The sequence below is a fragment of the Pantoea sp. C8B4 genome (assembly GCF_051336905.1).
GTDB classification, from domain to species: Bacteria; Pseudomonadota; Gammaproteobacteria; order Enterobacterales; family Enterobacteriaceae; genus Pantoea; species Pantoea rwandensis_B.
In genome coordinates this window covers 114,454-132,382 of the sequence record NZ_JBGMNK010000002.1, presented here as the reverse complement: position 1 = coordinate 132,382, position 17,929 = coordinate 114,454, and the positions used below count along the sequence as shown (strand labels likewise).

1 protein-coding gene is annotated in these 17,929 nt (G+C 58.6%); it reads left to right on the top strand.

The features are described from left to right. Positions 1-11 precede the first annotated feature (11 nt). Positions 12-17,891 carry an Ig-like domain-containing protein gene (locus ACCW76_RS03375; protein ID WP_436337747.1) on the top strand — a complete coding sequence of 5,960 codons (17,880 nt, stop codon included), beginning with the start codon at positions 12-14 and terminating at the stop codon, positions 17,889-17,891. Positions 17,892-17,929 lie beyond the last annotated feature (38 nt).

Below are 17,929 nucleotides of genomic sequence, written 5' to 3'. Positions count from 1 at the left end.
ATTTCGATAACATGAATAATATCTCTATCACTCCTAAAGGTGGGACGGTTGCTTCTGAAGTCAGTGGCAGCCAGGTCAATTTATCTGCGCCAAGCGTAGTTAAACTTCACCTTAATCAATCAGATATTAAGTCTTTCACACGCAATGGTAATGATTTAGTCGTCACCACAAAATCTGGTGAAGTGGTTGTTATTCATAACTTTTATACGGCAGCAGGCGACAGTGACCTGGTGTTGCAGGACGACAAAGGTGCACTGTGGTGGGTTGAAGATCCGGGCACTGATGGGTTCCAGTACGTCAACATCGACAGCACCGAAGGGCTGTTGGCTGAGAACACCACCAATGATGGCACCATCGCGGCCTTCGGTATCGGTGGTGCAGCCCTGGCAGGCTTGGGTGCGATGTTTGCCGGTTCAGCGGGTGGTGGCGGCGGTAATGCCGCAGTCAGTGACGGTAGTACCGGTGGAGGTAACAACGGTGGTGGTAACAATGGAGGCGGTAATAACGGTGGCGGCAACAATGGTGGAGGCGATACCACTCCTCCAGCCGTAGTCACCAACCTGGTGGTCAGTGATAACGTCGGACCCTACCAGGGCGCAATTACCACGGGATCAGTCACTGATGACAACACTCCAACCTTAAGTGGCAACGGCGAAGTCGGGGCCATTATTCGCGTTTATGATGGCACAACGCTGCTGGGTTCCACCGTGGTGGGCTCGAATGGCACCTGGACTTTCACTTCCCCAACGTTGCCAGACGGTTCACATAGCCTGACCGTCACCGCGACCGATGCGGCTGGCAATACCAGCGCCGCCAGCGATCCGATCACCTTTACTGTGGATACCACTGCGCCAGAAGCGGTGAGTGATCTTAGTGTCGGGAATAACGCCGGCTCGGTGGTGATTCCCATCACGAACGGCGGCGCAACCAATGACACCACACCAGTGCTGAGCGGCCGAGGCGAGGTGGGGAGTATCATCACTATTCGCGATGGCGATACCGTTCTGGGCAGCGTCACCGTAGGCAGTAACGGCAGCTGGAGTTTCACCAGTCCCGCGTTAGATCAGGGTAGTCATACTCTCAGCATCACCTCAACAGACGCGGCGGGCAACACCAGTGCAGCGACCACTATTACCTTCACCGTCGATACCGTAGCACCGGCTAGCGCCACGGGCCTGGCCTTAAGCGGAGATGCTGACGGTACTGCAACACAGGTGGCCAGCGGTGGAACAACGGATGACAGCACACCAACCCTGAGCGGAAATGGTGAAGTGGGTGCGGTGATCAGTGTTTATGACAACAACACCCTGATTGGCACGGCCGTGGTCGGCAGTAATGGCACCTGGAGCTTCACCACACCCGCCCTCAGCAACGGTCCACACAGTCTGACCGTGACGCAGACCGATGCTGCCGGCAATGTCAGCTCGGTTTCTGATGCGTTTGATTTTAGTGTGCAGGCTGGGCTGCCTCCAGCCACCACCTCACTGGAAATTACCGACGACACCGGCAACACTCTGGTGCAGCTGGCTAACGGCGCCAGCACCCATGACAGCACGCCAACGCTGAGTGGGCTGGCCATTGCCGGTGCACTGATCACCCTCTACAACGGCACGACAGAAATTGGCAGTGTGGTGGCGGGCCCGGATGGACAGTGGAGCTTCACGCCAGCTGCACTTGCAGATGGCACTTACAGCTTCCATGCCTCTGTCACCGATACCGATGGCGATGGCAGCGTGACGCAAACGCCGATCATTGTCATCACCATCGATACAGTGGTGCCGAGTGCAGCAGCGGGCTTGCAGTTGAGTGATAACGACAGTGGTACCGTGCAGCCCATTGCTTCAGGGGGGGCAACCAATACCTCTCATCCAGTGCTGAGCGGCACAGCGGAACCTGGCAGCACCGTTACCGTTCGTGATGGTACGATCGTACTTGGCACCGCCACAGTGGGCAGCAACGGCAGCTGGAGCTTTACCTCCCCAACCCTCTCAGAGGGTAGCCACAGTCTTACCACCACCGTGACCGATCCTGCAGGCAACACCAGCGCTGCATCGGATCCTATCACCTTCACCGTCGATACCCAGGCGCCAGCGGCTGCCAGTAATCTGGTCGTCACTGACGATGTCGGCGCAAGCACCGGGCCGCTCACGGCCGGAGCAACGACTGACGACAATACGCCGACCCTTAGCGGTAACGCCGAAGCGAACAGTATCGTAAAAATTTACGATGGCACGACGCTGTTGGGAAGTGTTGCAGTCGGCAGCAGTGGCAGCTGGAGTTTCACCACGCCAGTTCTGAGCAACGGCAGCCATACGTTAAGCACCACGGTGACTGATGCGGCGGGAAATGTCAGCCAGGCAACCACCGGATTTGGCATCAATGTTGCTGCGGGAGTGCCACCGACCACCAGTACGCTGCAAGTCACCGATGACAGTGGCAGCACACTGAAAGTCTTGTCAAATGGCTCCAGCACGCATGATAAAACACCAGTCCTGAGCGGCCTGGCGGCGGCCGGGGAAATCATCACGCTTTACAACGGCTCTACACTGCTGGGCAGCACCACGGCGGGTTCAGATGGACAATGGAGCTTCACCCCGGCTTCGCTGGCGGATGGAACTTATGCCTTCCATGCCGTGGCGACCGATAGCACCGGAAACCCCACCAATTCCGTTACCATCAACATCACCATCGATACCGTCGCGCCCGCAGTGGCAGGCGATCTGCAACTCAGTAACAACAACGGAAGTGTTGTTACGCCAATCGCTGCGGGCGGCACGACCAGCGACAATACCCCCGTACTCAGCGGCACGGCAGAACCGGGAAGCATCGTCACAGTGAGTGATGGTAGCAATGTGCTGGGTACGGCGACAGTGGGGGCTAATGGCAGCTGGAGCTTCACCTCGCCAGCTCTGAGTGACGGTAGCCATAGCCTGACCACGAAGGTCACTGATGCGGCGGGTAACACTGGTCCAGCGTCGACACCTGTTACGTTAACCGTAGACACCACACCGCCTGCCGCAGTAAGCGGTTTAGTGGTCACCGATAATGTTGGCGACTCACAGGGTGCATTGGCATCAGGAGATATCACTGATGACAATACGCCGACGCTGAGTGGCACGGGCGAACCGAACGCGCTGTTAAGTATTTATGATGGCACCACTTTGCTGGGCAATGTGACCGTGAATACGGACGGCACCTGGACCTTCACCACCCCAGCACTGAGTAATGGCAGCCATACTTTCACCATCACCGCCACAGACGCGGCAGGCAACGTGGGGCCAACCAGCCCGCCGTTTACGGTGAATATCGAAGCCGGATTACCAGCAGCGACCACTTCACTGCAGGGTGTTGATGACAATGGGAATACCGTCGAACCGTTGACTGATGGTGCCAGTACCAATGACCCTACACCGGTGCTGATTGGTGTGGCGAGTCCGGGAAATATCATCACTCTGTATGATGGAAGTACGCTGCTCGGTAGCACAACGGCGGGTAGCAATGGCCAATGGTTATTCCGAGTTGGCACGCTGTCGGATGGTGCGCACGCGCTGCATGGCACCATTACCGATGCGGCAGGTAACGTAACGCCAACTGCCACGCTCAATATCACCGTCGACACCATTGCACCGGATGCCGCCAGCGGATTGCAGTTGAATAACGATGCAGGCAGCACCGCCGTCCCTATCACCGCAGGTAGCGTCACCAATGATCCGACTCCCGTGTTGAGCGGTAGCGCAGAGGCGGGTAGCGTTGTCACGGTTCGTGACGGCAGCACCGTTCTGGGTACGGTGACGGTCGGCAGTAACGGCACCTGGACTTTCACTACCCCGGCACTGGGTGAAGGCAACCACAGTCTGACCACCACCGTGACGGATGCGGCAGGTAACGCCAGCCCGGCAACCACGCCGATCTCCTTCAGTGTAGATACCACTGCACCCGCAGCTGTCAGTGGTCTGGTGGTGACCGATGATGTGGGTAGTAGCACGGGTCCACTGACATCGGGGGCAACTACCGATGACAGCACACCTACCTTGAGTGGCACAGCGGAAGCGGGCAGCATCGTAAAAGTTTACGATGGCACCACTCTGCTGGGGTCGGCTGCGGTAGGCAGCAATGGTAGCTGGGCCTTCACGCCAGCATCACCGCTGACTAACGGCCAGCATAACTTCACCACCACGGTGACCGATGCTGCAGGCAACGTCAGCCCGGCTTCACCGGCCTTTACGGTCAACATTGATGCGGGTGTACCTGCAACCAACGATCTGATCGTCGTGTCGGATGACAGCGGCAGCACCATTGTTCAGTTGACGGATAACTCCAGCACTCATGACACCACGCCGGTGTTAAGCGGTCTGGCGGGCGCGGGCGACTTGGTCACTATCTTCAATGGCTTGACCGTGTTGGGCTCGGTGACGGCAGGCAGCGATGGGCAGTGGAGCTTTACGCCATCTGCTTTAGTTGACGGCACATACGCCTTCCACGCTCAAGCGACAAATCCAACAACCGGTGCGATATCGAATACCCCTACCATTACTGTCACTATCGACACCACTGTTCCGACGGCACCAACCAATGTTGGACTGACAAATGGGGATGGCGATCCGATCCCTTCAGGCAGCAGCACTAACACCAACACGCCAACCCTCACCGGCAGTGGTGGTGAGCCTGGCAGTACCGTGACCATTTCCGATGGCACCACGGTAATTGGTACCACCACAGTCGGTGGCGATGGTACCTGGACATACACCACTCCGCCTCTAAGCGACGGCAACCATAGTCTGACGTCAACGGTGACGGATCCCGCGGGCAACACCAGTCCGTCCTCAACGCCTGTTACCGTGACCGTCGATACTCAGCCTCCGGCAGCGGCTGGCAATGTCCAACTCACTAACGAGGGTGGCACGCCAATTACTTCTGGCGGCAGCACCAATGACAACACGCCAACCCTGAACGGCACCGCGGAACCGGGCAGTACGGTAACCGTTTCTGATGGCGGTGCGGTATTGGGCACCGCCACGACCGGAAGCGATGGCACCTGGAGCTATACCCCAACCACGCCGCTGGGCGATGGCAGCCATAGCCTGACCACAACCGTCACCGATCCAGCGGGTAACACCGGACCGGCTAGTACGCCCGTCATTGTAACCGTCGACACCACCGCGCCCGCTGCAGCAACAGGTGTGCTGCTGAGCAATGATTCCAGCGGCACCGCAGTACCGATCACTGGCGGCACCACCAATGACACCACTCCGGTGCTGAGTGGCCGTGCCGAACCTGGCAGCACGGTTAACGTGTCTGATAACGGTACCGTGATTGGCTCGACCACAGTGGGTAATGACGGCAACTGGAGCTTTACGCCATCGGCCCCGTTGAGCGATGGCAGCCATAGTCTGACCACGACCGTGACTGACCCTGCGGGAAATACCGGCACTGCAAGCGCACCCATCTCAGTCACCGTGGATACCACTATCCCTGCTGCACCGGGTAATGTGGCGTTGAGCAATGATGAGAGCGGCACCCCTGTACCGATTACCTCTGGTGCGGCGACCAATGATGTCACGCCAGTTCTGAGTGGCTCGGCAGCGGCAGGCAGCACGATCACTGTCTCTGATGGTGGCACCGTGCTGGGTAGCGTGGTGGTGGGCAGCGGTGGCACCTGGAGCTTTACGCCCACGACGCCGTTAGGCGAAGGCAGTCACAGTATTACTGCGACCACCACCAGCCCGGCAGGCAATACCAGTGCGCCATCTTCGCCAATCGTCATCACGGTCGATACCACAGCACCTGCAGAAGCGAGTGGTCTGCAGCTCAACAATGACAGCAGCGGCACGCCAGTTCCTATTGCCGCAGATGGCACCACCAATGACACCACTCCAGTCCTGAGTGGTACCGCTGAACCGGGCAGCACGGTGAAAGTTTCTGACAACGGCACGGAGATTGGTTCGGTCACCGTTGGCAGCAATGGTAGCTGGAGTTTCACCCCAACTACGCCGCTGGAGTCGGGTTCGCATAGCCTGACGACCACCGTGACGGATCCGGCCGGCAACACCGGTCCGGAAACCACACCGATTACCTTTAACGTGGACACCACGCAACCGGCCCCTGCAAGTGGGCTGGTGCTGAACAATGACACCAGCGGTACGGCGGTACCGATTACCAATGGCGCGACCAATGACACCACACCGGTGTTAACCGGTTCAGCCGCCGTTGGCAGTACCGTTACCGTGCTGGATGGCACCACGGTTCTGGGCACTGCGGTTGTAGGCGCTGGCGGGACCTGGAGCTTCACTACGCCAGCGCTGAGCCAGGGCGAACACAGTCTGACCACAACGGTGACCAGCCCGGCAGGTAACGTGAGCGAGGCTTCACCAGCCATCACCTTCACCGTGGATACACAAGCACCTGCAGCGGCAGGAGGGCTGCAGTTCACCACCGACGACGGCACGCCAATTGCCACAGGCGGATCCACCAGCGATACCACGCCAACCCTGAGCGGAACCGCGGAAGTCGGCAGTACGGTTACCATCTCTGAAGGGACCACCGTGCTTGGCTCTGTCGTGGTCGGCAGCGGTGGTACCTGGAGCTTCACACCCACAACGCCGCTGGAGGAGGGCAGCCACAGTCTGACCACCGTGGTCACTGACCCGGCAGGAAACAGCAGTGCGCCAACCTCTGAGGTGATTGTCATTGTCGATAGCACCTCTCCGGGGGAAGTCGACGGTCTGCAACTCAGTAATGATTCAACGGGTGTGGCGGTGCCTATTACCGCAGGCAGCACCACCAATGATGCCACGCCAGTCTTTAGCGGCACCGCTGAAGCAGGCAGTATCGTGACAATCAGCGATAACGGCACGGCAATCGGTACCGCGATCGTGGGTAGTGATGGCAGCTGGACCTTCACACCTGCCTCGGCGCTGGCGGAGGGAGGCCATAGCCTGACGGCGGTGGTCACGGACTCAGCCGGCAACTCCGGCAATGCCTCAACGCCATTTACCTTCACAGTTGACACTGTTCCGCCTCCAGCCGCACTGAATGTGGCACTGAGCAATGACAATGGCAGCACGCCAACGCCAATCGCTTCTGGTGGATCAACCAACGACACCACACCTCTGCTGAGTGGTTCCGCCGAAACAGGCAGCATCATTACCGTTCGTGATGGCACCACCGTAATCGGTAGTGTGGCCGTGGGCTCAGATGGTACATGGAGCTTCTCAACGCCAACCTTAAGTCAGGGCCAACATAGCCTGACGGCGACGGTGACGGATGCGGCGGGTAACAGCAGTGCACCGTCAACGGCGATTACCTTCAACGTGGATACTCAGGCACCGTCTGAAGCCACCGGCTTGCAACTGAGCAACGATAACAGCGGTACCGCGGTTCCGATTGCGGCAGGCAGTGTGACCAATGACAACACGCCAGTGCTGACGGGCACCGCAGCGGTCGGCACGACCGTCACCGTCTCTGACGGCAGCAATGTGCTGGGCACCGTGGTCGTCGGCGCAGGTGGAACCTGGAGCTTTACGCCAACCATCGTGTTGGGCGAGGGTGCACACAGCCTGACCACCACCGTCACGGATAGCTCAGGTAACGTCAGCGCACCTTCGGCGGCCATTGCGTTCACCGTGGATACCACGCCACCGGCAACACCGGTTGTGACCAGCCTGAGCAACAACAACAGTGGTACAGCCGTGGCATTCACTGCGGGCAGCACCACCAATGACTCAACACCTGTTATTCGCGGAACGGGCGAAATCGGCGCTACCGTGACCATTCGTGATGGCAATACGGTTCTGGGTACGGCGATTGTCGGTACTAACGGCATCTGGCGCTTTGAGCCGACCACGGCACTGGGCCAGGGATCTCATACCCTGACAGTCACGGCGACGGATACAGCAGGCAACAGCAGTGCTGCATCAACGGGCATTACCTTCAGCGTAGATACCATTGCACCTAACGCCATCGATAATCTGGTGGCGAAAGATGGCAGCGGTAATACCCTGACGGGCGTGACCAATGACAGTACGCCAGCGCTGAGCGGTACGGCGGAAGCGGGCAGCATCGTCAAGATTTACGACGGTTCTACCTTGATTGGATCTACGCAAGCCAGCGGGACTGGTGCATGGAACTTCACCACTCAACAACTCACTGATGGCGCGCATAATCTGAGTGCGACGGCGACGGATGCTGCGGGTAACGTGAGCGCAACCGGCAACGTGGTAACAGTGACAGTGGATACGACTGTGCCCGCCACGCCTGAGTTTGTGGTGAATAACAACAATGTCTCACCGGAAGTGCCGGTAGCGAATGGCGGTTACACCAACGACAACACGCCAGTGTTGAGTGGTACAGCCGCAGCGAACAGTCTGGTAACCATTTACGATGGCAATACCGCCATTGCGAGCGTCACCACCGATGCGCAGGGGGCTTGGAGCTTTACGACCACCGCACTGCCAGACGGTGCGCATCCGTTGAGCATTACGGTCACTGATGCCGCGGGTAACGTCAGTCAACCTTCTGCTGTGGTAACAGTGAATGTCGATACGGTTATCCCAGAAGTGGCTCAGGGCGTGAGCGTCAACAATAACGAAGGCAGCACGCTGGTACCGATTGCGTCTGGTGGGGCGACGAATGACACCACCCCAGAGCTGACCGGCAGCGCTGAAGCAGGCAGCATCGTGAAAGTTTACGATGGCACCACACTGCTTGGCTCGGTGGTGACCAACAGCAATGGAAGCTGGAGCTACACCACCGATACGCTGCCACAAGGAACGCACAACCTGAGTGTCACCGTCAGTGATGCTGCGGGCAATACCAGTGCCAACTCGCCGGTGATCACCATCACCGTGGATAGCGTAGCGCCGGGAGAAGCCACAGGTCTGACGCTGGCTAACGATAGCACCGGTACGCCAGTCACTATCGTCAATGGCATCACCAACGACAGCACACCGCTACTGCGCGGAACGGCAGAAGCGAACACCACCGTGATCGTTTCTGACGGCAACACCGTGTTGGGCACAGCGATTGTGAGTAGTACAGGCACATGGAGCTTCTCACCCACCCTTACAGATGGCACCCACAATCTGAGTGTTGTGGTGCAGGATGCAGCGGGCAATACCAGCCCTGTCAGTTCAACGGTCACTGTAACCGTGGATACCATTGCGCCAACCGCAGTCACTGAACTGACGTTGACCAACAACAATGGCGGCGGCTCGGTTAACATTCCAGATGGCGGTTTGACCAACGACAGTACGCCAGTGCTGAGCGGCAATGGGGAGGTGGGCAGCATCATCACCATCTCTGATGCCAGTGGGGTATTGGGATCCACAACCGTTATTGCTGGTGGCACATGGAGCTTTACGCCACCCACTGCGCTGGCGGACGGTTCTCATACCTTCAGTGTCAGTGCATCCGATGCGGCTGGTAACGTGAGCGGTACCACCACCATTAGTGCGGTGATTGATGCCACACCTCCTGCGGCACCGAGTGCGATTACTGCCAGCAATGACAACGGAACGATGCCGGTGGCGATTGCGAATGGCAGCACCACCAACGACAGTTCGCCGTTCCTCAGCGGTAGTGGTGAAGCGGGTAGCATTATCCGCATCTATGATGGCACCACGCTGTTGGGCAGTACGGCGGTGGGGAGTAATGGTCAATGGAGCTTCAGCGTGCCAGCACTGGATGACGGCACCTATACGCTGCGCGTGACGGCAACGGATGCGGCAGGTAACACCAGCCAGGCCGCGAACACCGTTGACTTCACCGTTGACGCCACTCCACCAGCAACCCCAACGCTGTTGGTGACCAACGACATCACCTCTACGGTCGTGGACAACAACGGATTAACCAATGACAACACGCCTTCACTGAGTGGTAGCGCCGAGGCGAACAGTCTGGTGACCATTTATGATGGCACCACGGTCATCGGCTCAACCACGGCGACCAGCGGCGGTACCTGGACCTTTACTTCACCAACGCTGACCGACGGTTCGCATACGCTCACTGTCACCGTGACCGATGAAGTGGGTAACGTCAGTACTTCGGATCCGACTGTCGTTCGCATTGATGCCACACCGCCGCAGCCGGCAGATGAACTGCTGTTGCAGAACAACAATGGATCGCCAGAAACCACGATTCCGAATGGCGGTACCACCAGTGACAATACCCCGGCAATCAGCGGCACGGCAGAAGCGAATGCTATCGTCCGTGTTTATGACGGCACGACGCTGGTAGGTTCCACTACGGCAGGTTCAGACGGCAGCTGGAGCATTACGACCAGCGCGCTGTCGAACGCGACTCACACGCTGAACGTGACGGTAACCGATGCGGCGGGCAACGTGAGTGCGGAGTCGTCGGTATCGTTGACCGTGGATAACACCACACCAGCGGAAGTCCTGACGTTTGCAGTTTATAACAACGCCAATACCACCCCGGTGCAGGTGGCGAACGAAGGCTTCTCCAACGACAATACGCCGGTATTGCGCGGAACTGGTGTGGCAGGCACCACCATCAATATCATCATTGATGGTGTGCAAGTTGCGACCACCACGGTAGCGAGCAACGGTGTCTGGCGCTATGAAACTGCCGTTGAAGGCGATGGTGTGCATACCTATGCGGTATCGGTGACCAACGCAGCAGGCACCACCGGGCCAGCAACCACGCCTATTGAAATCACCATTGATACCAGCGCACCAACAACGGTGAGCGCGCTGGTGGTGAGTGATAACGAAGGGGGATCTACCGGTAATTTGTCATCGGGTCAAACCACCGATGACAACACTCCAATCTTCACTGGCTCAGCGGAAGCGAACAGCACGGTATCGATCTACGACGGTACTACGCTGCTTGGCACCGTAACGGCAACGGGTGGCAACTGGACCTTTACGCCGCCTGACGGGCTGTCAAACGGCACGCACAACTTCACCTTCACCGTGACGGATCAGGCGGGCAACGTCAGCGCAGCCAGCTCTCCGGCCTTCACGTTGAACATCGAAGCGGGCTTGCCAACCACCAGCAGTACTCTGGTGATTACCGATGACAGCGGCAGTATGCCTGTAACATTGAACACGGGTGCAGTGACCAAAGACGGTACGCCAGTATTGACTGGTGCAGCGGCAGTAGGTGATGTGATCACCATCCACGATGGCACGGGTACTGTATTGGGTAGCGTTACCGTTGGTGCGAGTGGACAGTGGAGCTTTACACCTACGCTGGCGGATGGTTCTCACTCTATTTACGTGACAAATCTTGCGGGCACGGATTCCCCAACCATCACCTTCACCATTGATACTGTCGCACCAGTGGCTGCGACCAACTTCGCAGCTGCCAATAACAACGGCAGCACACCGGTTGCGATTGCTAACAACAGTATTACCAATGACAGCACACCGCTGCTCACCGGTAACGCGGAAGCTAACGGTATTGTTACCATCTATGACGGCAACACCGTAGTGGGTTCGACGACAGCCAGTGCAACGGGTGCGTGGAGCTTTATTTCGCCTACCCTGAGCCAGGGCGCGCACACTTTAAGCGTCACAGTCACCGATGCTGCCGGTAACGTTGGACCGCGTTCTTCTACCGTGAGCTTCACCATTGATAGCATTGCGCCTAATGCGAGTACGTTGGTGGTCACTAATGACGTCAGCAACACCACGGTGGCCAATGGCGGTTATACCAACGACACCACACCAACGCTGAGTGGTGTGGCGGAAGCGGGAAGCCGTGTGTCCGTCTACGATGGTGCGAATCTGTTGGGCACTGTCATCGCGGGCAGCAATGGTGCATGGACCTACACCACGGCGGTATTGACGCAGGGTAATCACTCGCTCAGTGTCACTGTCACGGATGCCGCGGGCAACGTCAGCGGCACCACATCCGCCACTGTGATTGTCGATAACGTCGCACCAGCAGCCGTCACCAGCCTGGCTGCCGCCAACAACAACGGCAGTACGCCAGTGGCGATTGCCGCAGGCAGCAGCACCAACGACAACACCCCAGCGCTAAGTGGTACAGCAGAAGCAGGCAGCGTCGTCAAAATCTATGACGGCACAATTCTGCTGGGTTCGGTGACGGCGAACGCCACCACCGGTGCGTGGAGTTACACCTCAACGCAGTTGTCTGATGGCGCACACACCATCAACGTGACGGCGACCGATGCGGCGGGCAACACCAGCCCGAATGCCTCGATTACCTTTACCGTGGTGACGGGCGCGCCGAATCCGGTGACTGGCCTGGTGGTGAGCGACAACGTGGGCTCCTCACAGGGTCCGTTGACGAGTGGTGCATCTACCGATGACAACACGCCAACCCTGAGCGGTTCCGCGACGGCGGGCAACATTGTGGTGATTTCTGAGGGCACCACCGTTCTCGGCTCGGTCGTCGTCGGAAGCGGTGGCACCTGGACCTTCACCACTGCAGCACTGAGTGAAGGATCGCATCCACTGAGTGTCACCGTGCGTGATGCGGCGGGTAACACCAGTACGGCCACTAACTTCACTGTGGTGGTGGATACCGTGGCGCCGGCAACGACGTCACTGGTGGTCACCAACGATAACACCACGGCCGTAGTCCCCAACGGTGGCTCGACCAACGACACCACGCCAACACTGAGCGGTGTGGCGGAAGCCAATGGTCGCGTCTCGATTTACGATGGTACTAACTTGCTGGGCACGGCGATTGCCAGCGGCACCGGCGCATGGACCTTCACCTCAACGGCACTGACGCAGGGCTCTCATACGCTGAACGTCACGGTGACCGATGCGGCAGGTAACGTCAGTGGTACCACCTCTTCTGTGGTGGTGATCGATACCACGCCTCCGGCGGCGGTAGCGAGCCTGGCAGCGGCGAACAACAACGGCAGTACGCCGGTGGCGATTCTCGCAGGCAGCAGCACCAACGACAACACGCCAGCCATCAGCGGTACGGCGGAAGCGGGTAGTGTGGTGAGAGTCTACGATGGCGGAACCCTGCTCGGTTCTGTTATCGCAGGCAGCAACGGTGCCTGGAGTCTGACATCCACCACGCTGGCTGACGGTAGCCACACCATCAACGTGACAGCGACCGATGCGGCGGGCAACATCAGTCCGAATGCGTCCATCACCTTCACGGTGGATACCGCCGCGCCTGCCACGGTCACTAACCTGGTGGTCACCAACGATGTCACCAGCACCACGGTGCCAAACGGCGGTTCAACCAATGACAACACGCCAACCCTTACCGGTACGGCTGAGGCGAATGCCATTGTCACGGTGTATGACGGCACGACGGTATTGGGCTCCACTACGGCCAGCGGCACCGGTGCATGGAGCTTCGTCAGCCCGGCATTGAGCAACGGGACACATCCGCTGAGTGTCACAGTGAAAGACGCAGCGGGTAACGTCAGTCCGGCATCGACCCCGGTTTCCGTGATTGTCGATACCGTGGCGCCGAATGCTTCTACGCTGGTCATCACCAACGATGTCACCAACACCACGGTCGCCAGCGGCGGTTACACCAATGACACCACGCCAACGCTGAGTGGTACGGCGGAAGTGGGGAGTCTCGTTAAGATTTACGATGGTGGCACGCAAATCGGCTCGGTCACTGTTGGCAGCAATGGCACCTGGACCTTTACCACCGCAGTATTGGCCCAGGGCTCGCACACCATTAGCGTGACCTCAACAGATGCGGCCGGTAACGTCAGTGGTAGTACTAATGCCACCGTCAACATCGACTCCGTGGCACCAACGCTTACCCTGGCGGCAGCCAATAACAACGGCAGTACGCCGGTGACGATTAGCGCAGGCACCAGTACCAATGACAACACGCCTGCGCTGAGCGGCACCACGGAAGCGAACAGCGTCGTGAGAATTTTCGATGGCGGCGTGCAGATCGGTTCTGTGACGGCCAGCAGCACGGGCGCATGGACCTGGACTTCAACCACGTTAAGTGAAGGTTCGCACACCATCACGGCGACGGCGACAGATGCAGCGGGCAACGTCAGCAACACGCCATCTATTACCTTCACCGTGGATACTGTTGTCCCTAACACCGTCACTAACCTGGTGGTTACCAACGATGTCACCAGCACCACGGTGCCAACCGGCGGTTCCACCAACGACAACACGCCAACCCTCACCGGTACGGCTGAGGCGAACGCGATTGTCACAGTGTATGACGGCACGACTGTGCTGGGTTCCACCACCGCCAGCGGCACCGGCGCGTGGAGCTTCGTCAGCCCGGTATTGACGAATGGTACTCACCCACTGAGTGTGACGGTGAAAGATGCGGCGGGTAACGTCAGCCCATCCTCAACACCGGTCACCATCACCGTGGATACCGTGGCGCCAAATGCAGCAACGCTGGTGATCACCAACGATGTCACCAACACCACGGTCGCCAGCGGGGGTTCCACCAACGACACTACGCCAACGCTGAGTGGTACGGCGGAAGCCGGTGGTCGTGTGACTATCTATGACGGTACAACGGCGCTGGGTACTGCTATCGCCAACAGTTCGGGAGCGTGGACCTTCACAACCTCGACCTTGACGCAAGGCTCACACACCATCAGCGTGTCGGTCACGGATGCAGCCGGTAACGTCAGTGGCAGAACCAACGCCACCGTGGTTATCGACACCACACCTCCGGCAGCGGTTACCCTGGTGGCGGCCAACAACAATGGCAGCACGGCGGTGACGATTCCGAACAATGGAGTCACTAACGACAGCACGCCACTGTTGAGTGGTACCGGTGAGGTCGGGGCTAAGGTCAGTATCTATGACGGTGCAAACCTGCTGGGTACCACCACTGTCGCCAGCAACGGCACCTGGAGCTTTATCTCCACCACGTTGAGCAACGGCAGCCATACGTTGAATGTCACCCAGACAGATGCGGCGGGCAACGTTAGCCCGAATGCCTCAACCGTGATGACCATCGACACTGTGGCACCGAATGCGGTCACCAACCTGGTGATCACCGATGATGTTGGCGCGAGTCAAGGGCCGTTGGCCAATGGCGCAGTCACCGACGATGCGACGCCGACCTTGAGCGGTACCGCAGAAGCGAATGCCATTGTCACCATCTATGACGGCACAACGGTGCTGGGTTCTGTAACTGCCGGGACCAACGGTGCATGGACCTTCACCACGGCCACGTTGAGTAATGGTACCCATCCGTTGAGCGTCACGGTGACCGATGCAGCGGGTAACACCAGTGCAGCTTCCGCCACGGTCTCCATTACTGTGGATACCGTGGCTCCAGCGGCATCAACCCTGGTGATTACCAACGACATCACTAACACCACGGTGGCGAACGGCGGATACACCAATGACACCACGCCAACCCTGAGCGGTACGGCGGAAGTGGGCAGCAAAGTGTCGATCTACGACGGCACGACGCTGCTGGGCACGGTGACGGTGGGCAGCAGTGGCGCATGGACCTACACCACGACGGTATTGACGCAGGGTAGCCACCCGATCAATGTCACCGTGACGGATCCAGCAGGCAATGTCAGCGGCACCACGTCAGCCACCGTGATTGTCGATAGCGTGGCTCCAGCGGCAGTAACCAGTCTCGTTGCGGCCAACAACAACGGCAGTACGGCGGTCACCATCCCGAACAATGGTTCCACCAACGACAATACGCCGCTGTTGAGTGGTAACGGCGAAGTCGGCGCGAAAGTCAGCATCTATGACGGCAGCACGCTGCTGGGCACAACGACGGTGGGCAGCAACGGTACGTGGAGCTTTATCTCCACCACCTTGAGCAATGGTACGCACACCATTAACGTGACGCAGACCGATGCGGCAGGAAACATCAGCCCAACGGCTTCTACCGTTATGACCATCGATACCGTGGCACCAACGGCGAGTACGCTGACCATTACCGACGATACCGGCACCACGCCGGTGACGCTGGCCAATGGCGCCTACACCAAAGACACCACGCCAACCCTGAGTGGCACGGCGGAAGTGGGTGCGATTGTCACCATCTATGATGGCGCGACCGTTCTCGGCTCCCTCACCGTAGGCAGTTCCGGTGCATGGACCTACACCACTGCGGTTCTGGCGAACGGGGCGCATCCGTTGAGCACCACCGTCACGGATGCGGCGGGTAACGTCAGTAGCGGCAACACCACGGCAACGGTGAACATCGATACCGTGGCACCGGTGGCGGTGACTAACCTGGCGATTAATGCGGCGGGTACCACCGTAACGGGTAGTGGTGAAGTGGGCGATACGGTGACGGTGCGTGATGCCAACGGTAACTCGCTGGGTACCACGACAGTCGGCGCGGCGGGCACCTGGTCGGTGACTCTCAGCACCGCACAAACCACCGGTGCTTCACTGTCCGTTATCCAGACTGACCGTGCGGGCAACGTCTCACCATCTGCAGCGTTGACTGGCGCGATTCGTATCGTGGCCGCCAACGATACCAATGAGGTGGACTACAGCACGACCACGCAAACGGTGAATAACGGCACCACCAGCGTCTCACATTCGGCTCTGGCCACGGTGAACCTTGGCACGCTGCTGGGCGTAGGTGTGCTGTCTAGCGGTAACGCTTATACCTTCAGTGTGGGTACAGGTGATACGCGTTCGGTGGTGCTGCACGGTTCGGTCGGTGGCATTTCGCTGATATCGACTTACTCACTCTACCTCTACCAGCAGAACTCAGATGGTTCCTGGACGCTGAAGAGCGTGACGTCGAACTATCTGTCGACGGGGATACTGTCGCTGGGAACGCAGACCGGTGCCAACGTGACCTATAGCGGACTCGGTTCGGGTACCTATGCGGTGGTGATTGGTTCGAGTGGCGGTATTGCCGTGCTGCCAACCACGACGATCACCACGGTCACGGATACCACGCTGGAAGCGGTCACTGTGTCCTCAACGGTGACAGGTAACCTGCTGACAAACGACACCAGCTCAGTCGCGGGTACGGTACCAACCGGTACTGCGGTGACTACGGTGTCGGGCAGTGCCGTCGCCGCGAGTGGCAACACCGTGATCAATACCACCTACGGTACGCTGACCATCGATTCGCACGGTAACTACACCTACGTGCTGAAGGCAGGATTGGACGTCAGTACCTTGCCAACAGCGGACACCTTCACTTATTCGGTGAGGGATTCCAGTGGTGCAGTCACTTCTGCTTCCCTGACGGTCACGTTGCATAACGGTGCGGCGACGTCGCTCACAGTGAACAGCCTGCTGGCGGAAACCACCTCAACCGGTGATCACGATGCCAGCGGCAGTATCTACGGTGACTCGGCGACGCATACCGGAACCTTGAGTATCACTAATGAACACGGTGATGTCACAACGGTTCACAGCGTGGGTACCACGTCGATAGCCGGGGACTATGGTGTGCTGAGTATTGCAGCCAACGGTAGCTACACCTATACGCTTAATGCAGGGGTTGATGGACAAAGCCTGCTGCATAAAGAGGTGTTCAGCTACACGCTGGCAGCAACCGATGGCACCATCACCACGCACTCCTTCACCATCGACCTGCATCCGACCATCACAGGAACGGCGGGGGCTGACACCATCACCAGTGGTGCCTATAACGACACCATCACCACCGGTGCGGGTGCCGATACCCTGGTGTATCACCTGTTGGCGAGTGCGGACTCAACGGGAGGAAACGGTCACGATACCTGGACCGACTTCAATGTTGCGCAAGGCGACAAAATTGACATCAGTAACTTGCTAATCGGCTGGAATGATTCCACAAGTAATATTAATGATTTCGTGAAAGTGGATCATACTTCAGATGGCAATACCGTGCTCTCAATTGACCGTGACGGTACCGGTACGGGTTACAGCAGTACCCAGTTGATAACGCTGGAAGGCGTCAACGTTTCACTGGAGGAATTGCTGCAGCAACCGCACCAGACTCACACGGCATAAGGGGCCGCGCGTAGCAAGGATGCAGTAAGGGCTCATGG